Raw genomic sequence first — 24,200 nt, forward strand, 5'->3', positions numbered from 1 at the left:
GCCGCGGAGTTTACCTCAAGGCCCGCCGTGCCGGCATCAGGCTCCCACCGGCGTGCGCAGGGTGACGAACTCCTCGGCCGCCGTCGGATGGATGCCCAGGGTGTCGTCGAACACGCGCTTGGTGGCACCGGCCTTGATCGCCACCGCCAGGCCCTGGATGATCTCGCCCGCCTCCGGGCCGACCATGTGGCAGCCCAGTACGCGGTCGGTGTCGGCATCCACCACCAGCTTCATCAGGGTGCGCTCCTGGCATTCGGTGAGGGTCAGCTTCATCGGCCGGAAGCGGCTCTCGAAGACCTTCACCGCATAGCACTCGGCCCGCGCCTGTTCCTCGGTAAGGCCGACGGTGGCGATGTTCGGCAGGCTGAACACGGCGGTGGGAATGTTGCGGTAATCCACCGGACGGTATTCCTCGGGGCGGAACAGCCGGCGCGCCACGGCCATGCCCTCGGCCAGAGCCACGGGGGTCAGCTGCACCCGGCCGATCACGTCGCCCAGGGCGAGGATCGACGGCTCGGCGGTCTGGTACTGCTCGTCGACGCGGATGAAGCCGCGCTCGTCCAGCTCGACGCCGGTATTTTCCAGGCCCAGGTTGTCCAGCATGGGCCTGCGGCCGGTGGCGTAGAACACGCAGTCGGTTTCCAGCCGGCGGCCGTCGCGCAGGGTGGCCAGCAGGCTGCCGTCGGCCTGGCGCTCGATGCGCGCGATATCGCTGTTGAACTGCAGGTCGAGGCCCTTCCTCTCCAGTTCCTCGCGCAGGTGGCGGCGCACTGCGCCGTCGAAACCGCGCAGGAACAGCTCGCCGCGATAGAGCAGCGAGGTCTGCGCGCCGAAGCCGTGGAAGATCGAGGCAAATTCGACGGCGATGTAGCCGCCGCCGACCACCAGCACGCGGCGCGGCAGCTGCTGCAGGTGGAAGGCCTCGTTGGAGCCGATCGCCAGTTCCTTGCCGGGGATGTCCGGCAGCTGCGGCCAGCCGCCGGTGGCGATGAGGATGTGTCTGGCGCTGTAGCGCTGGCCGTTCACTTCGACGCAGTGCGGGTCGAGGATGCGCGCGTGGCCTTCCAGCAGGCTGACGCCACTGCCGACCAGCAGGTTGCGGTAGATGCCGTTGAGGCGCTGGATCTCGCGGTTCTTGTTGGCGATCAGGGTCGGCCAGTCGAAGTCCGCCTCGGCCAGGCTCCAGCCGAAGCCGGCGGCCTGCTCGAAGTCCTCGGCGAAGTGCGCGCCATAGACCAGCAGCTTCTTCGGCACGCAGCCGACGTTTACGCAGGTGCCGCCCAGGTAGCGGCTCTCGGCCACCGCCACGCGGGCACCGAAGCCGGCGGCGAAACGGGCGGCGCGCACGCCACCGGAGCCGGCGCCGATCACGAACAGGTCGAAGTCATGGGTCATGGACGGGTCTCCTTGCAATCGCGCAAGCATACCGGAGAAGGCTCGCGTGTATGCTGAAAGCGACTGCGGAGGATTCGCCATGCGCCCCACCCTCACCCATATCGCCCTGCATGTGCCCGACCTGGACGCCTGCATCGCCTTCTACCGCGACTTCTGCGCCCTGCGGGTAATCCACGAACGCGCCGGCAAGGGCTCGCGCATCGTGTGGATGGCCGAGCCGGGCAAGGAGCACGAGTTCATCTTCGTCATCATGCCCGGCGGCAGCGACCGCAACCTGGCCGCAGACGACTACAGCCACTTCGGCTTCGCCCTGGACAGCCGCGCGGCGGTGGACGCCATCGCAGCCCGCGCCGCCGCGGCCGGCTGCCTGATCTGGGCGCCGCGCGACGAGCCCTACCCGGTCGGCTACTACTGCGGCCTGCGCGACCCGGCCGGCAACTACGTCGAGTTCAGCTACGGCCAGCCGCTGGGACCGGGCTCCGAGGCGATGCCCATCCCCTGATAGAAAAGCCCGAAACGACGAGGCCACCCGCAGGTGGCCTCGTGGCAGACGGTCAGACTCAGTAGGCCCGGCCGGTCTTGTACAGATTCTCGTAGCAGAAGTTGGTGGCCTCGATGTAGCCCTCGGCGCCACCGCAGTCGAAGCGCTTGCCCTTGAACTTGTAGGCGATCACGCAGCCGTCCTGGGCCTGCTTCATCAGCGCGTCGGTGATCTGGATCTCGCCGCCCTTGCCCGGCTCGGTCTGCTCGATCAGCTCGAAGATGTCCGGGGTGAGGATGTAGCGGCCGATGATCGCCAGGTTGGACGGGGCGTCCTCCGGCTTGGGCTTCTCGACCATGCTGTTCACCCGGTAGATATCGTCGCGGATCATCTCGCCGGCGATCACGCCGTACTTGGAGGTCTCTTCCTTCGGCACTTCCTGGATGGCGACGATGGAGCAGCGGAACTGGTTGTACAGCTTGACCATCTGCTGCAGCACGCCGTCGCCTTCGAGGTTGAAGCACAGGTCGTCGGCCAGCACCACGGCGAACGGCTCGTCACCGATAAGCGGGCGACCGCTGAGGATGGCGTGGCCCAGGCCCTTCATCTCGACCTGGCGGGTGTAGGAGAAGCTGCACTCGTCGATCAGGCGGCGGATGCCGACCAGGTATTTCTCCTTGTCGGTGCCCTGGATCTGATGCTCCAGCTCGTAGCTGATGTCGAAGTGGTCTTCCAGGGCGCGCTTGCCGCGGCCGGTGACCATGGCGATCTCGCTCAAGCCCGCCTCCAGGGCTTCCTCGACGCCGTACTGGATCAGCGGCTTGTTGACCACCGGCAGCATCTCCTTGGGCATGGCCTTGGTGGCCGGCAGGAAGCGGGTGCCGTAGCCGGCAGCCGGAAACAGACATTTCTTGATCATGGCAATCCTTGGTACTGCGAGGGGCTGAATTGCCGCGCAGTCTAATCAGGCGGCGCTGGCCTTACAATGCCCCGCCTGCGGCCGGCCGATGCCACGGTAGAGAAAGCCCAGGGCGGCGATTTCCGCCGGCTCGTAGATATTGCGCCCGTCGAACAGCACCGGCATGCGCATCGCTCCGCGGATGCGCGCGAAGTCCGGCTGGCGGAACTGTTTCCACTCGGTCACCAGCACCAGGGCGTCGGCCCCCTCCACCGCCGCGTAAAGCGATTCGCTCAGGCGCAGCTGGCCGCTCTCCAGCGCCTCGGCGTAACGCCCGGCCAGCGCACCGCAGGCCACCGGATCGCAGGCCTGTACCCGTGCGCCGGCCGCCAGCAGGGCATCGAGCAGCACCAGGCTGGGGGCCTCGCGCAGGTCGTCGGTGCCCGGCTTGAAGGCCAGCCCCCAGAGCGCCACCACCCGCCCCTGCAGATGACCGTTGAAGTGCTCGCGCAGGGCCTGGAACAGCAGGGTCTTCTGCAGCGCGTTGCGCGCCTCCACGGCCCGCAGGATGCCGGGCTCGAAGCCCTCCAGTTCGGCCGTGCGGATCAGCGCGCGCACGTCCTTGGGAAAGCACGAGCCGCCGTAGCCGCAGCCGGCATAGATGAAGTGGGTGCCGATACGCTTGTCGCTGCCGATACCGCGGCGCACGTCCTCGATATCCACGCCGAGACGCGCGCAGATCCCGGCCATCTCGTTCATGAAGGAGATCTTGGTGGCGAGGAAGGCATTGGCCGCGTACTTGGTGAACTCGGCCGCGCGCACGCCCATCAGCAGCACCCGCTCGTGGTTGCGCAGGAACGGGGCGTAGAGCCGGCGCAGCTGCTCGGCGCTCTCGCCCTCGTCGCAGCCCAGCACCACGCGGTCCGGGCGCATGAAGTCGTCGACGGCGCTGCCCTCCTTGAGGAACTCGGGATTGCTCGCCACGCGCACGCGCACGCGCAGCCCGCGGGCGCTCAGGCCACGCTGGATGCGCTGGGCCACCCGTTCGGCCGTGCCGACCGGCACGGTGGACTTGTCGACCACCAGGCAAGGGGCCGTCAGCTGGCGGCCAAGCTGGTCGGCCACCGCCAGCACATGGCTAAGGTCGGCCGAGCCATCCTCGCCGGTCGGCGTGCCGACGGCGATGAACACGATCTCGGCGCCTGCCAGGCCCTCGGCCAGTTCGCTGGTGAAGCTCAGTTGGCCGCTGGCGAGATGGGCCCGCAGCAGGGGCTCCAGGCCGGGTTCGTAGATCGGCACCTCGCCGCGCTGCAGGCGCGCCACGCGAAACGGGTCGCGCTCGACGCAGACCACCCGGTTGCCCATTTCGGCGAAGCAGCACGCCGTCACCAGCCCCACATACCCCGCCCCGATCACGCACAGTCGCATAGCCCGGCCCTCGTCGTTTGCATCGATTGCAACGCAGGGGCATGGCGATCTGATGACGCCGGCATGACAAATCGCAGGCAACAAAAAACCCGGCCGGGGCCGGGTTTCTTGCTTAGCGCCTGGGCCTGTTACTTGGCCTGGGCTTCCACGGCGGCTTCCACGCGACGGTTCACCGCGCGGCCAGCTTCGGTGGCGTTGTCGGCAACCGGGCGGGACTCGCCGTAGCCGACCGAACCCACGCGCTCGGCGCCCACGCCGTACTGGTTGACCAGGACTTCGCGAACGGCACCGGCACGGCGCTCGGACAGCTTCTGGTTGTAGGCGTCAGTGCCGACGGAGTCGGTGTGGCCTTCAACGGTGGTGCTGGTCTGCGGGTACTGGTTCATGAAGTCGGCCAGGTTCTTGATGTCGCCGTAGCTTTCTTCCTTGACCTTGGCCTTGTCGAAGTCGAACTTCACGTCCAGCTCGACGCGAACGGTTTCGGCCGGCTCAGGAGTCGGCGCGACTTCTTCAACAACCGGCTCGGCTACCGGCTCGGCTACCGGGGCCGGCTTGGAGCCGCCACCGAAGTTCAGGCCGATACCGATGCTCGGGGCCCACTCGGTGTCGCCCTGGTCGATGTTGTACTGAGCCTCGACGCCGGCACGGGCGTAGAAGTTCTCGGTGAAGTACAGCTTGGCACCACCGCCCAGGTTGGCGAAGGTGGAACCGTTGCGGCCACCGCGGCCGTTCTGGCCGATGCTCTGGTCGGAGAAGCCGGCGGAGATGTACGGACGCAGGCTGTCACCCGGGGCATTGAAGTGGTACAGGGCATCCAGGGCGGTGTTGGAGCCCTTGATGTTGCGGCCATCTTCGGCACGGGCGTTGTGCACTTCGTCGTAGCCCAGGCGCAGTTCGACGTCGTCGGTCAGGAAGTAACCGATGGAGCCGCCGAACAGGTTGCCGTTGTTTTCGAAATCTCGGGCGCTGTCGAAGTACTGCTTCTTGGCGAAGCCTTCGATTTCAACGGCGCCTTGGCCTTGAGCCAGCACGTTCAGAGAAGTGGCAGCCACCAGCGAACCGATGACGACGCCCAAGGTGTTTTTCAGTTTCATCCGTAAATCCCCATCAATAATGCGGTTATGAGTTGCCCACCTTCAGGCCGGGAACAACTTGGCGCGCAGTGTAACAAAAATACACAGCGCCGCGTGTGAGATTGTTTGTCGCAGATTAAGTTTCCGCCGTGCTGCCAAACTTTTCGCGCAGACGATCGAGCGCGCGCTTATAGCGCATCTTGGTGGCACTCAGGCCCATGTGCATGATGTCGGCAATTTCCTGGAACTCCAGTTCGGCAACGAAGCGCAATACCAGAATTTCCCGATCGATCGGATTGACATGCACCAGCCAGCGATCCAGGCCGCCCTTCTCTTCCAGCTTGGGGGCCTTCTCATCGGAGGCTTCCTCAAGCGGATCGAGACTCAGTGCATCGAGCAAACGGCGCTTGCGCCGCTCTTTGCGATACTGGGTAATGCACTCGTTATAAGTGATGCTATATAGCCATGTCTTGAACTTCGACTTGCCCTCGAAGTTCTTCAGACCGTACAGCACTTTCAACATCACTTCCTGGCAAACATCGTCGGCGTCGCGATCATTGCCAAGGTAACGAGCACAGACATTGAACAGTGTACGCTGGTAACGGCGCATCAACTCTTCATAGGCGCGGGTAACGTGGAACAGCTCGACATGGGCGCGCTGCACCAGCTCTTCATCCGAGAGCTCGCGTGGGTCATACCGCGTGGGGAGCGATTGGGCCTTGTTCAAAACGACTCGTGCCGGTCAGGTCAGATGACAGCGCCAGCCCGCAACGCGGGCTGCGCTGGTCGCATACATTAGCAGGGATTGACGGATCAGCGGCTGCTGACGCGCTGCTCGAGCAGGGTACGGTTGGCCAGCGAAACCAGCTCGCCCTCCTCGGTGAGCAGAACGGTCTTCACCGTGCCGATCTCCTCGATCTGGCCTTCGACCTCACCGATCTTCACTTGTTGCCCAACCTCGTAGAGTTCGCGCACATAGATGCCGGCCAGGATCTGTCCGGCAATCTCGCGGCTGCCCAGGCCGAGGGCCAGGGCCACGGCCAGGCCCACGGAAATCAGCACGATGGCGATGACGTTGTTCAGCAGGTCGGTCTTCACCTCCAGCTGACCAATGGCCACCGAGATGCTGATGATGATCACCAGGCCCTGGGCGATGCGCCCCAGGCCGGCGGCATAGTCCAGGCCCACGCCTTCGGCGGCGCCGCGTACCAGGCTGCTGACCAACTGCGCCAGCAGCACGCCGGCGAGCAGCACCAGGGCGGCACCGAACACCTTGGGCAGGTACAGGGCCAACACGTCCAGGGTCGCGGAAACCCGCTGCAGGCCCAGCGACTCGGCGGCCGAGACCAGGAAGATCAGCAGCACGAACCAGTAGATGATCTTGCCGATCAGGGTCGAGACCGAGACCTGGATGCCGACCCGCGCCATCAGCTTGGTCAGTCCGGTGCCGTTCATCAGACGGTCCAGGCCGAGCTTGGCCAGCAGCTTGGAGATCAGGGTGTCGAGCAGCTTGGCCACCACGAAACCGAGCAGGCCGAGGATCAGCGCCACGAACAGGTTGGGGATGAAGCCCGCGATCTTGCTCCAGAGGGTGGTCATGGCCGCAACCAGAGCTTGGGTCCAGGGATCGAGTTCCATATTCAGTCAGCCTTGTCTGCAGAACGGGCGGTGGAGCGGGATACCGGCATCACATGGGCCGAGCCATTGTTGAGGGCGATCATCAAAGCCTCCAGGCCACGACCCATGAGGCCGAACAGATCGCCGACGCCAACCTGGCGATTGGCCGTCTTGAGCACGCGCCCGAGGGTCGCATCGTCGTCATGCTCCGCTGGCGCGGACTTCAACAGGTCGCGCAGGGACTCTTCAAAGGGATCGTACATGCGTACCTCGCACGGATTTGTTGCCTAGACGTGGCGAGCCGGCCACGGGTCACATCTAGAGCCAGCGCCAGCGGCGGAACAACCACCATTGCAGGGCGCCGACGCTGGACAGGATGGCGCAGATCAGCAGGAAGCCATACTCGCTGTCCGCGCCGGGAATGCCGCCGACGTTGATGCCGAGCAGCCCGGTGAGAAAGCTCATCGGCAGGAAGAACACCGTGGTCACCCCGAGCAGGTACATGGCCCGGTTCATCTTCTCGTTCATCCGCCGGTGCTCGGACTCCAGCACCAGCCCCACCCGCTCGCGCACCATCTCCAGCTCTTCCAGGTAGCGGGTCAGGCGGTTGTTCAGCTCGTTCCACTGGTCGCCGTCACCGAAACCGTTACGCGTCAGCTGGGCGAAGATGTCGCGCTGCGGCGCCAGGAAGCGCCGCAGGCCGGCGGCGCGACGGCGCACATGCAGGACCAGGCCATGGTCGGGCATGAAGCGCGCATCGCTGTCGAGGCGCTCCTCCTGCCCTTCCAGCTGCTCGGAGAGATCCTCGATCAGCCCGTCGACCCGGTCGGTCATGTGATGCGCCAGCTGCAGCACCAGCTCGGCAGCGTCGCGCGGCCCCTGGCCCTTTTCCAGCAGGGCGATCAGCTCCTCGGTGGCTCGCAGTGGCCGCAGGCGCAGGGAGATGACCCGACGGGCATCGGCGAAGATGCGCACCGAGACCATGTCTTCGGGCTCGGCACCCGGGTTCAGGTTGACGCCGCGCAGGAACAACAGCAGCTGGTGCTCGGGCAAGGTCAGCAAGCGCGGCCGGGTGTTCTCCTCCAGCAGCAGGTCACAACTGAACTCGCCGAGGCCGCTGTCCTGGCGCAGCCAGGCCTGGGTCTGCGGGTGACCACGATCCCAGTGCAGCCAGAGGCTCTCGCCCTCGGCCAGCTGCAGGGCGTCGAGCCGTTCGCGCTCGATGGCCCGGGCGCCACCCTGGCCATCGAGGATGAAGGCATGTACCAGCCCCCACTGCAGGTTGTCCTTCTCGTACATCTCCGGGCCCGCGGCCTTACTCCGGCATCTGCAGCGGTTCGGGGGCGACGATGATGCCGTTGTTGTCGGCATATACGTAGTGGCCCGGCTTGAAGGTCACGCCACCGAAGGTCACCGGTATGTTGAGGTCGCCGATGTTGCGCTTGTCGGTCTTCATCGGGTGGCTGCCCAGGGCCTGCACGCCCAGATCGGTCTGCGCCAGCACGTCGACGTCACGCACGCAGCCGTAGATCACCATGCCTTCCCAGCCGTTCTTCGCCGCCTTCTCGGCGATCATGTCGCCCAGCAGGGCGCGACGCAGGGAGCCGCCACCGTCGACCACCAGCACCTTGCCCTTGCCCGGCTGGTCGGCCTGGGACTTCACCAGCGAGTTATCCTCGTGGCACTTGACGGTGACGATCTCGCCGCCGAAGGAGTCGCGGCCGCCGAAATTGGCGAACATCGGCTCGACCACCTGCACCAGCTCCGGATAGGCGTCGCACAGATCGGGGGTGACGTATTGCATGGGAAAGCTCCTTGGGGTTGAAACTCAGATATCGATACCGATGCGGTCGCCATCATAGGCCAGGCTGAACCGGCTCAGTGGCGCACAGCGACCGTTGAGCGACCGGCCGCTGTGCAGGTCGAACTCCAGGCCATGGCGCGCACAGCGCAGTACCCGGCCGCTCAGCGTGGCGTTGTGCAGCGGCGCGCCCTGATGCGGGCAACGGTTCTCCAGCAGCAGAGGCTGTCCGTCGACCACCAGCAACAGCAGATCGCGACCGGCGACCTGGAAGGTGCGCCGATAGCCATCCTGCAGGTTGATCAGGCGCTCCAGGGCAACGAACATGGGGAAACGTGACCATTGCAGCGGTTTTCGTCACATCTTAGCCGCATGCCAGAGCGCTTGTAAGCTCAATCCTGCTGCTTTTCCGCCGGCAGCCGCAGTTCCCGCAGCCAGTGCTCGACCAGCGGCCAGACCTCGCTCTGCGCCTCCTTGCTGACCAGCATCTCGACATGCCCGAAGTCGCTGGAGAAGCCCTTGTCCTTGCCCAGCAGCAGGAAGCTGCGCGGCGCGGCGACGAACTGTTCGAACAGCTTGCGACAGGCCCAGGCCGGGTCCTGCAGGTCGCCGACGGCGCTCACCGCCAGCAGCGGCACCTGCACTTCGGCCATGCCGGCCCACCAGTCGCGCTCGCGATCGCCGAAACGGCCGAACAGGCGGTGCCAGCGCAGGCTTTCCAGGGCCAGGCCGATCGGCTCGTCCTCGGGGCCGCGCTTGAAGCGGGCGCCGGAGATATGATGGAAGCCCTTGAGCAGCAGCCGGCTACCCCACTCCACCGGCGGCACCTTGAGCGGCCAGTAGATGCGGCTGATCTGCGTGCCGAACAGGGCTGCCGAGGCGGCATCCTCGGTATTCAGGTAGCCGCCACCCAGTGCCGCGGCCAGGGTGGTGCCGCCCAGGGAGTGACCGACCCAGTGCGGCGTCTGCCCGGTCTGCTCGCGGACGAAGGCGGCGATGGCCGGCAGGTCGTAGCGCGCGTAGTCGGCCACCGTGTTGTGCTTGTACGCCTGGTTACGCGGCGACAGGCCGTGGCCACGCATCTCGGCGATCCACACGTCGAAACCGGCCCGGGCCAGATAAGGACCGAGGCCGATGCCGCGCGGCGAGTACCAGAAGCGCCGGTTGGAGAAGCTGCCATGCAGCAGGATCACCGGCACGCCGGTGTGCGCCTGGTCGGCCAGGCCCAGGCGGGTCAGCGCCAGCTCGACGGAGAAATCCGGGCTGTTGCCGGGCTTGAGGCGATAGACATCTTCACTCAGATCGCCACGCAGCTCGGCGCTAACCAGGGCGACGGGAAACAATTCGCTACTGCTTTGCATCTTCGATCTTGCATAAAAAAGGCGGGATCGCTCCCGCCTTTACCGGTGAGGATGACTCAGGCGGACTGGCCTTCGGCGAGGAAGAACCAGGTATCCAGTACCGAGTCGGGGTTCAGCGAGACGCTCTCGATGCCCTGCTCCATCAGCCACTTGGCCAGGTCCGGGTGGTCCGAGGGGCCCTGGCCGCAGATGCCGATGTACTTGCCGGCCTTGTTGCAGGCGGCGATGGCGTTGGCCAGCAGCTTCTTCACCGCCGGGTTACGCTCGTCGAACAGATGGGCGACGATGCCGGAGTCGCGATCCAGGCCCAGAGTCAGCTGGGTCAGGTCGTTGGAGCCGATGGAGAAGCCGTCGAAGAATTCGAGGAACTCGTCGGCCAGCAGCGCGTTGGACGGCAGTTCGCACATCATGATGACCTTCAGGCCATTCTGCCCGCGGGCCAGGCCGTTGCTGGCCAGCAGCTCGACCACCTGCGACGCCTCGCCGAGGGTGCGCACGAAGGGCACCATGATCTCGACGTTGGTCAGGCCCATCTCGTTGCGCACCTTCTTCAGCGCGCGGCATTCCAGCTCGAAGCAGTCACGGAAGCTCTCGCTGATGTAGCGCGAGGCGCCGCGGAAGCCGAGCATGGGGTTTTCTTCTTCCGGCTCGTAGAGCTTGCCGCCGATCAGGTTGGCGTATTCGTTGGACTTGAAGTCCGACAGGCGCACGATGACCTTCTTCGGCCAGAAGGCCGCGGCCAGGGTGCTGATGCCCTCGACCAGCTTCTCGACGTAGAAGCCGACCGGGTCGTCGTAGCCGGCGATGCGCTTCTCCACGCTGTCCTTGATCTCCGCCGGCAGGCTGGCGAAGTTCAGCAGCGCCTTGGGGTGCACGCCGATCATGCGGTTGATGATGAATTCCAGGCGGGCCAGGCCCACGCCCTCGTTGGGCAGCTGGGCGAAGTCGAAGGCGCGGTCCGGGTTGCCGACGTTCATCATGATCTTGAACGGCAGCTCGGGCATGGCGTCGACCGAGTTCTTGCGGATGTCGAAGCCCAGTTCGCCCTCGAAGATGAAGCCGGTGTCGCCCTCGGCGCAGGACACGGTCACGCCCTGGCCATCCTGCAGCACCTGGGTGGCATTGCCGCAGCCGACCACGGCCGGAATGCCCAGCTCGCGGGCGATGATCGCCGCATGGCAGGTACGACCGCCACGGTTGGTGACGATGGCGCTGGCGCGCTTCATCACCGGCTCCCAGTCCGGGTCGGTCATGTCGGAGACCAGTACGTCGCCCGGCTGCACCTTGTCCATCTCGGAGACGTCGTGGATCACGCGCACGCGACCGGCGCCGATACGCTGGCCGATGGCGCGGCCCTCGACCAGAACCTTGCCCTTCTCCTTGAGCAGGTAGCGCTCCATCACGGTAGCGCTGGCGCGGCTCTTCACGGTTTCCGGGCGGGCCTGGACGATGTAGAGCTTGCCGTCGTCGCCGTCCTTGGCCCACTCGATGTCCATCGGGCGGCCGTAGTGCTTCTCGATGATCAGTGCCTGCTTGGCCAGTTCGGCCACTTCGGCGTCGCTGATGCAGAAACGGGCACGGTCGGCACGGTCGACGTCGACGGTCTTGACCGATCGACCGGCCTTGGCCTCGTCGCCGTAGACCATCTTGATCGCCTTGCTGCCCAGGTTGCGGCGCAGGATGGCCGGGCGACCGGCTTCCAGGGTGGGCTTGTGCACGTAGAATTCGTCGGGGTTCACCGCCCCCTGCACCACGGTCTCGCCGAGGCCGTAGGCGCCGGTGATGAAGACCACGTCGCGGAAGCCGGACTCGGTATCCAGGGTGAACATCACGCCGGCGGTGCCGGTTTCCGAGCGCACCATGCGCTGCACGCCGGCGGACAAGGCGACCAGCTTGTGGTCGAAGCCCTGGTGCACGCGGTAGGCGATGGCGCGGTCGTTGAACAAGGAGGCGAAGACTTCCTTGGCCGCGCGGATCACGTTGTCCACGCCGCGGATGTTGAGGAAGGTCTCCTGCTGGCCGGCGAAGGAGGCGTCCGGCAGGTCTTCGGCGGTGGCGGAGGAACGCACGGCCACAGCCATCTGCTCGTTGCCGCCGCTCATCTCGGCGAAGGCCTTGCGGATGTCGGCGTCCAGCTGGGCCGGGAACTCGGCGTCCATCACCCACTGGCGGATCTGCGCGCCGGTCTTGGCCAGGGCATTGACATCGTCCACGTCCAGCGCGTCGAGGGCGGCGTGGATGCGGTCGTTCAGACCGCTCTGTTCGAGGAAGTCACGGTAGGCCTGGGCGGTGGTGGCGAAGCCGCCGGGCACCGATACGCCAGCACCGGCGAGGTTGCTGATCATCTCGCCGAGGGATGCATTCTTGCCCCCTACACGCTCCACATCGTGGACGCCGAGCTTATCGAGGGAAATGACATACTCTACCAAGGTGAACTCTCCACTGTATGTGGCAGAGCCGCCGCAGCGCCGCCGCAGCCTGGCTTTGCCTCAAGGAAATAAGTCACAATGCCGGCCAGTACGGGCCCGGCAAAGGGGGCCTATGATAGCCAAGAATCGTTCCTGACTTAAGGCCTCCGGCATCAATGAAACGTACCGCTTTCTTCATCTCCGACGGCACCGGCATCACCGCCGAAACCCTCGGGCAAAGCCTGCTGGCGCAATTCGAGGCCATCAGCTTCACCAAGCTCACGCGCCCTTATATCGACAGCATCGAAAAAGCGCGGGCCATGGTACAGCAAATCAACCAGGCTGCCGAGAAAGACGGCGCCCGGCCGATCATCTTCGATACCGTGGTCAACCAGGAGATTCGCGACATCCTGGCCAAGTCCGACGGTTTCATGATCGACATCTTCTCGACCTTCCTCGCCCCCCTGGAGGCCGAGCTCAGCGAGCACTCCTCCTATTCGGTCGGCAAGTCCCACTCCATCGACAGCAACAGCAACTACATGGAGCGCATCGAGGCGGTCAACTTCGCCCTGGACAACGATGACGGCGCCCGCACCCATTACTACGACAAGGCCGACCTGATCCTGGTCGGCGTGTCGCGCTGCGGCAAGACGCCCACCTGCCTGTACATGGCGATGCAGTTCGGCATCCGCGCCGCCAACTACCCGCTGACCGAAGAGGACATGGAGCGCCTGCAGCTGCCGGCCGCGCTCAAGCCCTACAAGCACAAGCTGTTCGGCCTGACCATCGACCCGGACCGGCTCACCGCCATCCGCCACGAGCGCAAACCCAACAGCCGCTACGCCAGCTACGCGCAGTGCGAGTTCGAGGTGCGCGAGGTGGAAAACCTGTTCCGCCGCGAGGGCCTGCCTTTCATCAACTCCACCCACTTCTCGGTGGAAGAGATTTCCGCCAAGATCCTGGTGGAAAAAGGCGTGGAACGCCGCCTCAAATAACCTTCAGCCGCCTGGTGGCCGCCATGACCCTGATGGATGCAGTCCTGTTCGCGCCGATTGCCGCACTCATCTCGCTCGGCCCCGGGCCGAACAACTTCTGCGCCCTGAACAACGGCATCAACTACGGCTTCCGTGCCGCCCTGCTGGCCACCTTCGGCCGGCTGGCAGCTTTCGCCATCTTCCTGTTCATCTCCGCCGTCGGCCTGGGAGCCATGCTGCTGGCCTCGGAAACCGCCTTCACCATCATCAAGTGGGTCGGCGCCGCCTACCTGGTCTACCTGGGCATCAAGACCTGGCGCAGCACCAGCTTCAGCGGCCTGCAGCTGAGCGACGAGGAGCCACTGCAACGCCAGCCGGTGAAGGCTCCGATAGCCCGCCTGATGCTCAACGAATTCCTGATCGGCATCAGCAACCCCAAGGCCATCCTGCTGTTCGCCGCGATCTTCCCGCAGTTCATCAAGCCGGATCAGCCGGCGGCCGAGCAGTTTCTCTACCTGGGCAGCACCTACCTATTGGCCGAACTCTGCGTCGCCACCTTCACCTACGCCCTGTTCGGCATGCAGATCCGTCGCCTGGTACGCAGCCGCAAGGGCATCAGCCGCCTGAACAAGGGCACCGGCGCCTTCTTCGTCGGCGCCGGCGGCCTGATGCTGGGCGTCAACAACCGCTGACGACGCCTCAGAAAGCGTCGCCCGGCACCCGCACCCAGCCTTCCATCAGGATGCGCGCCGAGCGCGACATGATGGCCTTGGTCACCGTCCACTGACCGTCAACCTGCCTGGCCTGGGCGCCGACCCGCAGGGTGCCGGACGGATGACCGAAGCGCACCGCCTCGCGCTCGCCGCCGCCCGCCGCCAGGTTGACCAGGGTACCGGGCACCGCCGCCGCCGTGCCGATGGCCACCGCGCAGGTGCCCATCATGGCGTGGTGCAGCTTGCCCATGGACAGCGCCCGTACCAGCAGGTCGACCTCGTTCGCCTCGATGCGCTTGCCGCTGGAGGCCTGGTAGCTCTTGGGCTTGCTCACGAAGGCGATCTTCGGTGTGTGCTGGCGAGTAGTAGCCTCTTCGGCCGTCTTGATCAGGCCCATGCGCAGGGCGCCGGCCACGCGGATCTGCTCGAAGCGCGCCAGCTGCGCCGGATCGCCATTGATGGCCTCGCGCAGTTCGGTGCCCTGGTAGCCGATGTCCTCGGCATTGACGAACACGGTGGGGATGCCGGCGCTGATCATGGTCGCCTTGAAGGTGCCGACGCCGGGCACTTCCAGTTCATCGACCAGGTTGCCGGTGGGGAACATCGAGCCGCCCTCCTCGCCATCGTCGGACGGATCGAGGAACTCCAGCACGATCTCCGCTGCCGGGAAGGTCACCCCGTCCAGCTCGAAGTCGCCGGTCTCCTGCACCTGGCCATTGCTGACCGGCACATGGGCGATGATGGTCTTGTGGATATTGGCTTGCCAGATGCGCACCACGCACACGCCGTTGTCCGGAATGCGCGCCGGATCGACCAGCCCGGCCTGGATGGCGAAGGCCCCGGCGGCGGTGGACAGGTTGCCGCAGTTGCCGCTCCAGTCGACAAAGGCCTTGTCGATGGAGACCTGGCCGTAGAGGTAGTCGACGTCGTGGTCCGGCTGGCTGCTTTTCGACAGGATCACGCACTTGGAGGTCGAGGACGTGGCGCCACCCATGCCGTCGATATGCGCGGCATAGGGATCGGGACTGCCGATCACCCGCATGAACAGCGCGTCGCGGGCCGGACCCGGCACCTGACAGCGCTCGGGCAGGTCCTGCAGGCGGAAGAACACGCCCTTGCTGGTACCGCCCCTCATGTAGGTGGCGGGAATCTTGATCTGGGGTTGATGAGCCATGATTTCGTCCTGGCTGAGTCAAGGTAGCCCGGATGCAATCCGGGAGGACTGGAGCACCCCGGATTGCATCCGGGCTACAGGCTGAAGCCCCTCTCCCGAGGGAGAGGGGGTCAGTGCCGGCCTCAGCCGGCAGTGGACTCGAGGAAGTCCTGGGCGAAGCGCTGCAGCACGCCGCCGGCCTTGTACACGCGCACCTCGGCGGCGGTATCCAGGCGGCAGGTCACCGGCACCCTGAGCACTTCACCATTGCGGCGATTGACCACCAGAGTCAGGTCGCAGCGCGGCGACGGCTCGCCTTCGATGTCGTAGGTCTCGGTGCCGTCCAGCCCCAGGGTCAGGCGGGTGGTGCCCGGCTTGAACTCCACCGGCAGCACGCCCATGCCCACCAGGTTGGTGCGGTGGATGCGCTCGAAGCCTTCGGCGACGATGACCTCCACACCAGCCAGACGCACGCCCTTGGCAGCCCAGTCACGCGAGCTGCCCTGACCGTAGTCGGCGCCGGCGACGATGATCAGGTTCTGCTTGCGGTTCATGTAGGTTTCGATGGCTTCCCACATGCGCATCACCTGGCCTTCCGGCTCGACGCGCGCCAGCGAGCCCTTCTTCACCGCGCCGTCGACCACCACCATCTCGTTGACCAGTTGCGGGTTGGCGAAGGTGGCGCGCTGGGCGGTCAGATGGTCGCCGCGGTGGGTGGCGTAGGAGTTGAAGTCCTCCTCCGGCAGGCCCATCTTCGCCAGGTACTCGCCGGCGGCCGAATCCGCCAGGATGGCGTTGGACGGCGACAGGTGGTCGGTGGTGATGTTGTCCGGCAGGATTGCCAGCGGGCGCATGCCCTTGAGGGTGCGCTCGCCGGCCAGGGCGCCTTCCCAGTATGGCGGGCGGCGGATGTAGGTGGACATCGGGCGCCAGTCGTACAGCGGGCTCTCGGCTTCCTTGACGGCGCCCAGGTCGAACATCGGGATATAGACCTGCTTGAACTGCTCCGGCTTGACGCTGGCGGCGACTATGGCGTCGATCTCCTCGTCGCTCGGCCACAGGTCCTTCAGGGTGATCGGCTTGCCGTTCTGGTCGGTGCCCAGCACGTCCTGCTCGATATCGAAACGCACGGTACCGGCGATGGCATAGGCCACCACCAGCGGCGGCGAGGCCAGGAAGGCCTGCTTGGCGTAGGGGTGGATGCGCCCATCGAAGTTGCGGTTGCCGGAGAGTACGGCGGTGGCATACAGGTCGCGGTCGATGATCTCCTGCTGGATCTTCGGGTCCAGCGCGCCGGACATGCCGTTGCAGGTGGTGCAGGCGTAACCGACGATGCCGAAGCCGAGCTTTTCCAGCTCGCTCAGCAGGCCGGCCTCCTCCAGGTACAGCTTGGCCACTTTCGAACCCGGCGCGAAGGAGGTCTTGACCCAGGGCTTGCGCACCAGGCCCAGCGCATTGGCTTTCTTCGCCAACAGCCCGGCCGCCACCACGTTGCGCGGGTTGGAGGTGTTGGTGCAGCTGGTGATGGCGGCGATGATCACCGCGCCATCGGGCAGCAGCCCCTGGGCTTCCTCGGTCTTGGCCGCCGCCAGCTTGGCCTCGTCGGCGATGCCGCGCTCGTGCAGTGCCGAGGTCGGCAGGCGCTTGTGCGGGTTGCTCGGGCCGGCCATGTTGCGCACCACGCTGGACAGGTCGAATTCGAGTACGCGCTCGTACTCGGCCGTCTCCAGGGCGGTGGCCCACAGACCGGTGGTCTTGGCGTACTGCTCGACCAGGGCAACCTGCTCCGGCTCGCGACCAGTCAGCTTGAGGTAGTCGATGGTCTGCTGGTCGATGTAGAACATCGCCGCGGTGGCGCCGTATTCCGGGCACATGTTGGAGATGGTCGCGCGATCACCGATCGACAGGCTGTCCGCGCCCTCGCCGAAGAACTCGACATAGGCGCCGACCACGCGCTCCTTGCGCAGAAACTCGGTCAGGGCCAGGACGATGTCGGTGGCGGTGATGCCGGGCTGGCGCTTGCCGCTCAGCCTGACGCCGACGATGTCGGGCAGGCGCATCATCGACGGATGGCCGAGCATCACGGTCTCGGCCTCCAGGCCGCCGACGCCGATGGCGATCACGCCCAGGGCGTCGACGTGCGGGGTGTGCGAGTCGGTGCCCACGCAGGTATCCGGGAAGGCCACGCCGCCTCGGGCCTGGATCACCGGCGACATCTTCTCCAGGTTGATCTGGTGCATGATGCCGTTGCCGGCCGGGATCACGTCGACGTTCTTGAACGCCGTCTTGGTCCACTCGATGAAGTGGAAACGATCCTCGTTGCGGCGCTCCTCGATGGCGCGGTTCTTGTCGAAGGCGTCCGGGTCGAAGCCCGGCGCCTCCACGGCCAGCGAGTGGTCGACGATCAGCTGGGTCGGCACCACCGGGTTGACCTTGGACGGATCGCCGCCCTTCTCGGCGATGGCGTCACGCAGGCCGGCCAGGTCGACCAGTGCGGTCTGGCCGAGGATGTCGTGGCACACCACGCGTGCCGGGTACCAGGGAAAATCGAGGTCGCGCTTGCGTTCGATCAGTTGCTTGAGCGCATCGCTCAGCAGCTCCGGCTCGCAGCGGCGCACCAGCTGCTCGGCCAGCACGCGCGAGGTGTACGGCAGCTTGGCGTAGGCGCCTGGGGCGATGGCGTCGACCGCCTCGCGAGTGTCGAAGTAGTCCAGGGCGGTGCCGGCCAGGTGCTTGCGGTATTGAGTGTTCATCATTTGCGGTCCTTCAGCGGCACGAACTTCAGATCTTCCGGGCCGACGTAGTTGGCGCTCGGGCGAATGATCTTGCCGTCGATGCGCTGCTCGATGACGTGCGAAGACCAACCCGAGGTGCGGGCGATGACGAACAGCGGGGTGAACATGGCGGTCGGTACGCCCATCATGTGGTAGCTGACGGCGCTGAACCAGTCGAGGTTGGGGAACATCTTCTTGATTTCCCACATCACGCTTTCCAGGCGCTCGGCGATATCGAACATCTTGCTGTTGCCCTGCTCGGCGCTGAGCTGGCGCGCCACTTCCTTGATCACCTTGTTGCGCGGGTCACTCACGGTGTAGACCGGGTGACCGAAACCGATCACCACTTCCTTGCGCCCTACCCGCTCGCGGATATCGGCCTCGGCTTCGTCCGGGTCGTCGTAGCGCTTCTGGATCTCGAAGGCCACTTCGTTGGCGCCGCCGTGCTTGGGCCCGCGCAGCGCGCCGATGCCACCGGCGATGCAGGAGAACATGTCGGAGCCGGTGCCGGCGATCACCCGCGAGGTGAAGGTGGAGGCGTTGAACTCATGCTCGGCATACAGGATCAGCGAGGTGTGCATGGCGCGCACCCAGGACTCGCGCGGCTTCTCACCATGCAGCAGATGGAGGAAATGGCCGCCGATGGAGTCGTCATCGGTCTCCACCTCGATACGCTTGCCGTTGTGGCTGAAGTGATACCAGTACAGCAGCATGGAGCCCAGCGAGGCCATCAGCTTGTCGGAAATGTCACGGGCACCCGGATGGTTGTGGTCATCCTTCTCCGGCTGCAGGCAGCCGAGCACGGACACGCCGGTGCGCATCACATCCATCGGGTGGGCGGAGGGCGGCAGCTGCTCCAGGGCGGCCTTGAGGGCAGCCGGCAGACCGCGCAGGGCCTTGAGCTTGGCCTTGTAGCTGGCCAGCTCGGCGACATTGGGCAGCTTGCCATGCACCAGCAGGTGGGCGATTTCCTCGAACTCGCAGGTGGTGGCGACATCCAGGATGTCGTAGCCGCGGTAGTGCAGGTCGTTGCCGCTGCGACCGACGGTGCACAGGGCGGTGTTGCCGGCGGCGGTGCCGCTCAGGGCCACGGATTTCTTGGGCTTGAAGCCGGCAGTGGTGGTTTCGCTGGCGCTCATCGCGATCTCCTCAAGACTGCTTATTGTTGTGGGCGGGCCGCTTACTTCTTGCCGGCGGCGAACAGCGCGTCGAGCTTCTGCTCGAAGGCGTGGTAACCGATGCGGTCGTACAGCTCGGCACGGGTCTGCATCAGCTCGATCACGTCCTTCTGGTGGCCGTTCTGGCGAATCGAGGTGTAGACGGTTTCCGCGGCCTTGTTGGCGGCGCGGAAGGCCGACAGCGGGTAGAGCTGGATGGACACGCCGACCGAGGCCAGCTCGTCGCGGGTGAACAGCGGGGTAGCACCGAACTCGGTGATGTTGGCCAGCACCGGCACCTTCAGCGCATCGACGAAGCGCTGGTAGGTCGGCAGGTCGTAGGCGGCCTCGGCAAAGATGCCGTCGGCGCCCGCCTCCACGTAGCGCTGGCAACGCTCGATGGCGGCGTCCACGCCCTCGGCCTGGATGGCGTCGGTGCGGGCGATCAGGAAGAAGTTCGGGTCGGTCTTGGCATCGGCGGCGGCCTTGACGCGGTCGACCATCTCCTCGCAGGAGACGATTTCCTTGCCCGGGCGGTGACCGCAGCGCTTGGCGCCGACCTGGTCCTCGATATGGGCGGCGGCGGCGCCGGCCTTGATCAGGTTCTTGATGGTGCGCTCGATATTGAAGGCGCTGGGGCCGAAACCGGTGTCGATGTCCACCAGCAACGGCAGGTCGCAGACATCGGTGATGCGGCGCACGTCGGTGAGCACGTCGTCCAGGGTGTTGATCCCCAGGTCCGGCAGGCCGAGCGATCCTGCCGCAACGCCGCCCCCGGAGAGGTAGATGGCCCGGAAGCCGGCACGCTTGGCCAGCAGCGCGTGGTTGGCGTTGATCGCGCCGATGACCTGCAGGGGCTTTTCTTCGGCCAGGGCCTGGCGGAAGCGCTGGCCGGGGGAAAGCTGACTCATGACTCACCTCGTGGTTTGGCTGTCTTGGACTGAGCATCCAGGTAGTGACGCTCGATGTTGCGCTTGGAAGCGCCGATGTGACGGCGCATCAGCAGCTCGGCCAGTTCGCCGTCACGCTCGGCGATGGCATCGAGAATGCGGTGGTGTTCGGCGAAGGCCTGGCGCGGCCGGTTGGGCGTGGCGGAGAACTGCAGGCGGTACATGCGCACCAGCTGGTACAGCTCGCCGCAGAGCATCTGGGCCAGGGTCTTGTTGCCGCTGCCCTGGATGATCCGGTAGTGGAAGTCGAAGTCGCCTTCCTGCTGGTAGTAGCCGACCCCGGCCTGGAACGCGGCATCGCGCTCATGCAGATCGAGCACCCGGCGCAGCTCGTCGATTTCCCCCTGGGTCATGCGTTCGGCCGCCAGACGGCAGGCCATGCCCTCCAGCGACTCGCGGATCTCGTACAGCTCGATCAGCTCGGCGTGGCTGAGCGAGACCACCCGCGCACCAACATGGGGGACCCGCACCAGCAGGCGCTGCCCCTCCAGGCGGTGGATCGCCTCACGTAGCGGCCCGCGACTGATGCCATAGGTGCGCGCCAGCTCGGGTTCGGAAATCTTGCTGCCCGGGGCGATCTCGCCACACACGATGGCGGCCTGGATACGTCGGAAGACGGACTCCGCCAGGGTTTCCGAGTCCGCCTGATCGGCGATCGGGGGTTCGAGATGCTCGAGCATGATTGTCGACACCAATTCACAGATGATCGGAAATTACGCCCAGAGAAGCTCATGGTCAAGGCGTATTGTCGACAATCTGCCCGAGCGGTTCTTGCCATCGAATCGTGCACTTCACCTGCAGAAACGCTCATAAGCGGCTGTCGCCGCAGAAAAACCCCATGTTAGAATGCCGACCGCTCGAGCCGGCGCAGGCCATTGGCCGCACCTGCTAGACTTCACCCGCCGGCTGTTGCGCCCCGCCGCCGCCCCCGACGACGCGACCATCCAAGGATTTATGCGACTCCAGTCTCTCGCCATCTTCCTCTGCTGCAGCCTGCTTCCCGGCCTGAGTCTCGCCGCCGAAAAGACCGTCTATGGTCTGAACGAATACATCCACCTTGCCGACCTCGACCTGGAGGTCGCTGCCAAACTGGACACCGGCGCCAAGACCGCCTCCCTCAGCGCCCGCGACATCAAGCGCTTCAAGCGTGACGGCGAGACCTGGGTGCGCTTCTACCTGGCCATCGATGACGCCCACGAGCACCCGATCGAGCGGCCGCTGGCACGCATCAGCAAGATCAAGCGGCGCGCCGGCGACTATGATCCGGAAGAAGGCAAGACCTACACTGCCCGCCCGGTGATCGAACTGCAGGTGTGCATGGGCAAGTCCCTGCGCACCATCGAAGTGAACCTGACCGACCGCAGCGCTTTCCAATACCCGCTGCTGATCGGCTCCGAGGCGCTGAAACGCCTGGATGCCGTGGTCGACCCCAGCCTTAAATATGCGGCCGGCAAACCCGGCTGCACCCCTGACGCAAACTCTGCCGAGTAACTCACATGCGCTCTCTTACCCTGCATCTGAAAGTCCTTATCACCCTCCTGGTGACGGTGGGCATTCTGGTCACGGCCTATCAGATCTTCATCCTCGGCATCCCGGTGACCGAAGACGAGACCGATGACCTGTGGAACATCGACGCCAAGGTCGAGTTCCAGGCCAGCCCGCGCGAGCCGGTCAAGGTGCAGATGTTCGTGCCGCCGCTGAACCAGGACTATGTCAGCCTCAACGAGAGCTTCATCTCCAACAACTACGGCGTCAGCGTCAACCGCGTCGATGGCAACCGCAAGCTGACCTGGTCGGCCCGCCGCGCCAACGGCAACCAGACCCTCTACTACCGCCTGGTGCTGACCAAGCGCTACAGCGGCGAACCGGCCAAGGCCAAGGGCCCGATCTTCCGTGACAGCATCCCGGTCGAAGGCCCGGAGAAGATCGCCGCCGAAGCACTGCTCGCCCCCATCCGCCAGCACTCGGCGGACGTACAGACCTTCATCAGCGAGACCATCAAGCGCGTCAATAACGTCAACGACGACAACGTCAAGCTGCTGCTCGGTGGCGATGCCTCCACCGCCAACAAGGCCAAGGTGATCGACCTGCTGCTGTCCATCGCCCACGTACCGATGGAGCGTGTGCACACCATTCGCCTGGTCGCCGATGCCCAGCAGAGCCCGGAGCTGTGGCTGCGCAGCTTCAATGGCGAGAACTGGCTGTACTTCAACCCGGAAAGCGGCGAACAGGGCCTGCCCAGCGACCGCGTGGTCTGGTGGACCGGTGACGAGCCGCTGGTGACCATCGAAGGCGGCAAGAAGCCGCAGGTCAGCTTCACCCTCAACAACAGCGAGATGAACGCCATCCGCCTGGCCAAGCTGACTGACGAGAACACCGACGTCGACTTCCTCGAGTACTCGCTGTACGGCCTGCCGCTGCAGACCCAGCAGACCTACCAGATCATGATCATGATCCCGATCGGCGTGCTGGTGATCCTGATCCTGCGCAACCTCGGCGGCCTGCAGACCCTCGGCACCTTCACCCCGGTACTGATCGCCCTGGCCTTCCGCGAAACCCAGCTGGGCTTCGGTATCGTGCTGTTCACCATCATCACCGCCCTCGGCCTGTCACTGCGCTCGTACCTGGAGCACCTCAAGCTGCAGATGCTGCCGCGCCTGTCGGTGGTGCTGACCTTCGTGGTCGTACTGATCGCCGTGATCAGCCTGTTCAGCCACAAGCTCGGCCTGGAGCGCGGCCTGTCGGTGGCCCTGTTCCCGATGGTGATCCTGACCATGACCATCGAGCGCCTGTCCATCACCTGGGAAGAGCGTGGCGGCAATCATGCCTTCAAGGTCGCCGTCGGCACCCTGATCGCCGCCTCGCTGGCGCATGCCCTGATGACCATCGAGCAGCTGACCTACTTCGTCTTCACCTTCCCGGCGGTGCTGCTGATCCTGGTGGGCTTCATGCTGGCGATGGGTCGTTATCGCGGCTACCGCCTGACCGAACTGTTCCGCTTCAAAGCCTTCCTGAAGGATTGAACCCATGATCGGCCTGTGGAAGACGTGGAAGGCCCTTGAAGCCAAAGGCATCATGGGTATCAACCGACGCAACGCGGACTACGTGCTGAAATACAACAAGCGGCACCTGTACCCGATCGTCGACGACAAGATCATCACCAAGGAGCGGGCCATCGAGGCCGGCATCCATGTGCCGGAGCTGTACGGCATCATCTCCACGGAAAAGGAGATCGAGAACTTCGAGAAGATCATCGAGGGCCACAACGACTTCGTGATCAAGCCGGCGCAGGGCGCCGGCGGCGACGGCATCCTGGTGATCGCCGACCGCTTCGAGGGGCGCTTCAAGACCGTGTCCGGGAAGATCGTCAGCCAGGAAGACATCGAGCACCAGCTCTCCAGCATCCTCACCGGCCTCTACTCTCTCGGCGGGCACCGTGACCGCGTGCTGATCGAGTACCGGGTGACCCCGGACCCGATCTTCAAGAGCATCAGCTACGAGGGCGTGCCGGACATCCGCATCATCGTGCTGATGGGCTACCCGGTGATGGCCATGCTGCGCCTGCCGACCCGCCAGTCCAACGGCAAGGCCAACCTGCACCAGGGCGCCATCGGCGTCGGCGTCGACCTGGCCACCGGCATCACCCTCAAGGGTACCTGGCTGAACAACAAGATCAGCAAGCACCCGGACACCACCAATGCGGTGGACGGCGTGCAACTGCCCAACTGGGACGGCTTCATGAAGCTGGCCGCCGGCTGCTATGAACTCTGCGGTCTCGGCTATATCGGCGTGGACATGGTGCTGGACCAGGACAAGGGCCCGCTGATCCTCGAACTCAACGCCCGCCCCGGCCTGAATATCCAGATCGCCAACGATTGCGGCCTGACCCATCGCGCCCACGCGGTGGAGGCGCATATCGCCGAACTGGAGAAGAAGGGCGTGAAGGAAAGCGTGGAGGAACGCGTGCGCTTCTCCCAGCAGCTGTTCGGTCACGTCAAGCCGAAGGACATCTGAGTT

At 65.3% G+C, this 24,200-nt stretch carries 23 protein-coding genes; 6 read left to right on the forward strand and 17 right to left on the reverse strand.

Going from position 1 to position 24,200, the window contains the following annotated elements; all coding sequences use genetic code 11:
• Nucleotides 1–36: 36 nt before the first annotated feature.
• Nucleotides 37–1,395 carry a glutathione-disulfide reductase gene (gorA, locus tag AAG092_RS01710; protein WP_373388279.1) on the reverse strand — a complete coding sequence of 453 codons (1,359 nt, stop codon included), beginning with the start codon at nucleotides 1,393–1,395 and terminating at the stop codon, nucleotides 37–39.
• A gap of 79 nt (nucleotides 1,396–1,474) precedes the next feature.
• Between gorA and AAG092_RS01715 the strand changes: the two genes are divergently transcribed.
• The gene (locus AAG092_RS01715; protein WP_373388280.1) at nucleotides 1,475–1,897 is read left to right on the forward strand and encodes a VOC family protein; all 423 of its coding nucleotides are present in this window, start codon (nucleotides 1,475–1,477) and stop codon (nucleotides 1,895–1,897) included.
• A gap of 58 nt (nucleotides 1,898–1,955) precedes the next feature.
• Here the strand turns inward: AAG092_RS01715 and galU are convergent, their stop codons facing one another.
• From galU to ppsA, 11 genes are all read right to left on the reverse strand, one after another.
• Nucleotides 1,956–2,795, reverse strand: a complete 840-nt coding sequence (gene galU, locus AAG092_RS01720) for a UTP--glucose-1-phosphate uridylyltransferase GalU (RefSeq protein ID WP_110683145.1) — start codon at nucleotides 2,793–2,795, stop codon at nucleotides 1,956–1,958.
• 45 nt (nucleotides 2,796–2,840) lie between these two features.
• Nucleotides 2,841–4,202 (reverse strand): UDP-glucose/GDP-mannose dehydrogenase family protein, encoded by a 1,362-nt coding sequence (locus AAG092_RS01725; RefSeq protein ID WP_373388281.1) that lies wholly within the window; start codon nucleotides 4,200–4,202, stop codon nucleotides 2,841–2,843.
• A gap of 128 nt (nucleotides 4,203–4,330) precedes the next feature.
• Nucleotides 4,331–5,296 (reverse strand): OmpA family protein, encoded by a 966-nt coding sequence (locus tag AAG092_RS01730; RefSeq protein ID WP_373388283.1) that lies wholly within the window; start codon nucleotides 5,294–5,296, stop codon nucleotides 4,331–4,333.
• 115 nt (nucleotides 5,297–5,411) lie between these two features.
• Nucleotides 5,412–6,002, reverse strand: a complete 591-nt coding sequence (gene sigX / locus AAG092_RS01735; protein ID WP_373388284.1) for an RNA polymerase sigma factor SigX — start codon at nucleotides 6,000–6,002, stop codon at nucleotides 5,412–5,414.
• Nucleotides 6,003–6,088: 86 nt separating this feature from the next.
• Complete coding sequence (locus tag AAG092_RS01740) at nucleotides 6,089–6,913, reverse strand: mechanosensitive ion channel domain-containing protein (RefSeq protein WP_110683149.1); 825 nt, start codon at nucleotides 6,911–6,913, stop codon at nucleotides 6,089–6,091.
• A 2-nt stretch (nucleotides 6,914–6,915) separates the two neighbouring features.
• Nucleotides 6,916–7,155 carry a CrfX protein gene (locus tag AAG092_RS01745; protein ID WP_110683150.1) on the reverse strand — a complete coding sequence of 80 codons (240 nt, stop codon included), beginning with the start codon at nucleotides 7,153–7,155 and terminating at the stop codon, nucleotides 6,916–6,918.
• Nucleotides 7,156–7,210: 55 nt separating this feature from the next.
• The gene (locus tag AAG092_RS01750) at nucleotides 7,211–8,191 is read right to left on the reverse strand and encodes a zinc transporter ZntB (protein WP_110683151.1); all 981 of its coding nucleotides are present in this window, start codon (nucleotides 8,189–8,191) and stop codon (nucleotides 7,211–7,213) included.
• Nucleotides 8,192–8,207: 16 nt separating this feature from the next.
• The gene (gene rraA, locus AAG092_RS01755; protein WP_373388287.1) at nucleotides 8,208–8,696 is read right to left on the reverse strand and encodes a ribonuclease E activity regulator RraA; all 489 of its coding nucleotides are present in this window, start codon (nucleotides 8,694–8,696) and stop codon (nucleotides 8,208–8,210) included.
• A gap of 24 nt (nucleotides 8,697–8,720) precedes the next feature.
• A complete protein-coding gene (locus AAG092_RS01760) occupies nucleotides 8,721–9,020 on the reverse strand; it encodes a Rieske (2Fe-2S) protein (protein ID WP_373388288.1) in 300 nt (99 codons plus the stop codon).
• Between the two features lie 65 nt (nucleotides 9,021–9,085).
• On the reverse strand, nucleotides 9,086–10,054 hold the full coding sequence (locus AAG092_RS01765; protein ID WP_373388289.1) for an alpha/beta fold hydrolase: 969 nt from the start codon (nucleotides 10,052–10,054) through the stop codon (nucleotides 9,086–9,088).
• A 56-nt stretch (nucleotides 10,055–10,110) separates the two neighbouring features.
• Nucleotides 10,111–12,483: a phosphoenolpyruvate synthase gene (gene ppsA, locus AAG092_RS01770; RefSeq protein ID WP_373388290.1), complete on the reverse strand. Its 2,373-nt coding sequence runs from the start codon at nucleotides 12,481–12,483 to the stop codon at nucleotides 10,111–10,113.
• Nucleotides 12,484–12,638: 155 nt separating this feature from the next.
• Here ppsA and AAG092_RS01775 point away from each other — a divergent pair, with 155 nt between their 5' ends.
• Both AAG092_RS01775 and AAG092_RS01780 read left to right on the forward strand, forming a co-directional pair.
• Nucleotides 12,639–13,457, forward strand: a complete 819-nt coding sequence (locus tag AAG092_RS01775; RefSeq protein ID WP_110683156.1) for a pyruvate, water dikinase regulatory protein — start codon at nucleotides 12,639–12,641, stop codon at nucleotides 13,455–13,457.
• A 23-nt stretch (nucleotides 13,458–13,480) separates the two neighbouring features.
• Nucleotides 13,481–14,128: a LysE family translocator gene (locus AAG092_RS01780; RefSeq protein ID WP_220034079.1), complete on the forward strand. Its 648-nt coding sequence runs from the start codon at nucleotides 13,481–13,483 to the stop codon at nucleotides 14,126–14,128.
• Between the two features lie 7 nt (nucleotides 14,129–14,135).
• Here AAG092_RS01780 and prpF read toward each other — a convergent pair whose 3' ends face one another.
• The 5 genes from prpF to AAG092_RS01805 form a co-directional block, all read right to left on the reverse strand.
• The gene (prpF, locus tag AAG092_RS01785) at nucleotides 14,136–15,323 is read right to left on the reverse strand and encodes a 2-methylaconitate cis-trans isomerase PrpF (protein WP_373388292.1); all 1,188 of its coding nucleotides are present in this window, start codon (nucleotides 15,321–15,323) and stop codon (nucleotides 14,136–14,138) included.
• A 122-nt stretch (nucleotides 15,324–15,445) separates the two neighbouring features.
• Entirely contained in the window at nucleotides 15,446–18,055 is a 2,610-nt protein-coding gene (gene acnD, locus AAG092_RS01790) for a Fe/S-dependent 2-methylisocitrate dehydratase AcnD (RefSeq protein ID WP_373389544.1), read from the reverse strand.
• A complete protein-coding gene (prpC, locus tag AAG092_RS01795) occupies nucleotides 18,055–19,215 on the reverse strand; it encodes a 2-methylcitrate synthase (protein WP_373388293.1) in 1,161 nt (386 codons plus the stop codon). Before prpC ends, acnD begins: the two co-directional genes overlap by 1 nt.
• Nucleotides 19,216–19,256: 41 nt before the next feature.
• Entirely contained in the window at nucleotides 19,257–20,144 is an 888-nt protein-coding gene (gene prpB, locus AAG092_RS01800) for a methylisocitrate lyase (RefSeq protein ID WP_373388294.1), read from the reverse strand.
• The gene (locus AAG092_RS01805; protein WP_373388295.1) at nucleotides 20,141–20,863 is read right to left on the reverse strand and encodes a GntR family transcriptional regulator; all 723 of its coding nucleotides are present in this window, start codon (nucleotides 20,861–20,863) and stop codon (nucleotides 20,141–20,143) included. Before AAG092_RS01805 ends, prpB begins: the two co-directional genes overlap by 4 nt.
• Nucleotides 20,864–21,137: 274 nt before the next feature.
• Between AAG092_RS01805 and AAG092_RS01810 the strand changes: the two genes are divergently transcribed.
• The 3 genes from AAG092_RS01810 to AAG092_RS01820 are packed head-to-tail and all read left to right on the forward strand — an operon-like array spanning nucleotide 21,138 to nucleotide 24,197.
• Nucleotides 21,138–21,674: an ATP-dependent zinc protease gene (locus AAG092_RS01810; protein WP_110683162.1), complete on the forward strand. Its 537-nt coding sequence runs from the start codon at nucleotides 21,138–21,140 to the stop codon at nucleotides 21,672–21,674.
• Nucleotides 21,675–21,679: 5 nt separating this feature from the next.
• Nucleotides 21,680–23,206 (forward strand): inactive transglutaminase family protein, encoded by a 1,527-nt coding sequence (locus AAG092_RS01815; protein WP_373388297.1) that lies wholly within the window; start codon nucleotides 21,680–21,682, stop codon nucleotides 23,204–23,206.
• A gap of 7 nt (nucleotides 23,207–23,213) precedes the next feature.
• Nucleotides 23,214–24,197, forward strand: coding sequence for an alpha-L-glutamate ligase-like protein (locus AAG092_RS01820; RefSeq protein WP_181418794.1), 984 nt, complete (start codon nucleotides 23,214–23,216; stop codon nucleotides 24,195–24,197).
• Nucleotides 24,198–24,200 lie beyond the last annotated feature (3 nt).

Origin of the sequence: Pseudomonas alcaligenes (assembly GCF_041729615.1) — a bacterium.
Taxonomy (GTDB): Bacteria; Pseudomonadota; Gammaproteobacteria; order Pseudomonadales; family Pseudomonadaceae; genus Aquipseudomonas; species Aquipseudomonas alcaligenes_B.

Bases quoted from the DNA above. Each gene is read 5' to 3' on its own strand.
- gorA (WP_373388279.1), bottom strand. From the start codon at position 1,395: ATGACCCATGACTTCGACCTGTTCGTGATCGGCGCCGGCTCCGGTGGC.
- AAG092_RS01715 (WP_373388280.1), top strand. From the start codon at position 1,475: ATGCGCCCCACCCTCACCCATATCGCCCTGCATGTGCCCGACCTGGAC.
- galU (WP_110683145.1), bottom strand. From the start codon at position 2,795: ATGATCAAGAAATGTCTGTTTCCGGCTGCCGGCTACGGCACCCGCTTC.
- AAG092_RS01725 (WP_373388281.1), bottom strand. From the start codon at position 4,202: ATGCGACTGTGCGTGATCGGGGCGGGGTATGTGGGGCTGGTGACGGCG.
- AAG092_RS01730 (WP_373388283.1), bottom strand. From the start codon at position 5,296: ATGAAACTGAAAAACACCTTGGGCGTCGTCATCGGTTCGCTGGTGGCT.
- AAG092_RS01740 (WP_110683149.1), bottom strand. From the start codon at position 6,913: ATGGAACTCGATCCCTGGACCCAAGCTCTGGTTGCGGCCATGACCACC.
- AAG092_RS01745 (WP_110683150.1), bottom strand. From the start codon at position 7,155: ATGTACGATCCCTTTGAAGAGTCCCTGCGCGACCTGTTGAAGTCCGCG.
- AAG092_RS01750 (WP_110683151.1), bottom strand. From the start codon at position 8,191: ATGTACGAGAAGGACAACCTGCAGTGGGGGCTGGTACATGCCTTCATC.
- rraA (WP_373388287.1), bottom strand. From the start codon at position 8,696: ATGCAATACGTCACCCCCGATCTGTGCGACGCCTATCCGGAGCTGGTG.
- AAG092_RS01760 (WP_373388288.1), bottom strand. From the start codon at position 9,020: ATGTTCGTTGCCCTGGAGCGCCTGATCAACCTGCAGGATGGCTATCGG.
- AAG092_RS01765 (WP_373388289.1), bottom strand. From the start codon at position 10,054: ATGCAAAGCAGTAGCGAATTGTTTCCCGTCGCCCTGGTTAGCGCCGAG.
- AAG092_RS01775 (WP_110683156.1), top strand. From the start codon at position 12,639: ATGAAACGTACCGCTTTCTTCATCTCCGACGGCACCGGCATCACCGCC.
- AAG092_RS01780 (WP_220034079.1), top strand. From the start codon at position 13,481: ATGACCCTGATGGATGCAGTCCTGTTCGCGCCGATTGCCGCACTCATC.
- prpF (WP_373388292.1), bottom strand. From the start codon at position 15,323: ATGGCTCATCAACCCCAGATCAAGATTCCCGCCACCTACATGAGGGGC.
- acnD (WP_373389544.1), bottom strand. From the start codon at position 18,055: ATGAACACTCAATACCGCAAGCACCTGGCCGGCACCGCCCTGGACTAC.
- prpC (WP_373388293.1), bottom strand. From the start codon at position 19,215: ATGAGCGCCAGCGAAACCACCACTGCCGGCTTCAAGCCCAAGAAATCC.
- prpB (WP_373388294.1), bottom strand. From the start codon at position 20,144: ATGAGTCAGCTTTCCCCCGGCCAGCGCTTCCGCCAGGCCCTGGCCGAA.
- AAG092_RS01805 (WP_373388295.1), bottom strand. From the start codon at position 20,863: ATGCTCGAGCATCTCGAACCCCCGATCGCCGATCAGGCGGACTCGGAA.
- AAG092_RS01810 (WP_110683162.1), top strand. From the start codon at position 21,138: ATGCGACTCCAGTCTCTCGCCATCTTCCTCTGCTGCAGCCTGCTTCCC.
- AAG092_RS01815 (WP_373388297.1), top strand. From the start codon at position 21,680: ATGCGCTCTCTTACCCTGCATCTGAAAGTCCTTATCACCCTCCTGGTG.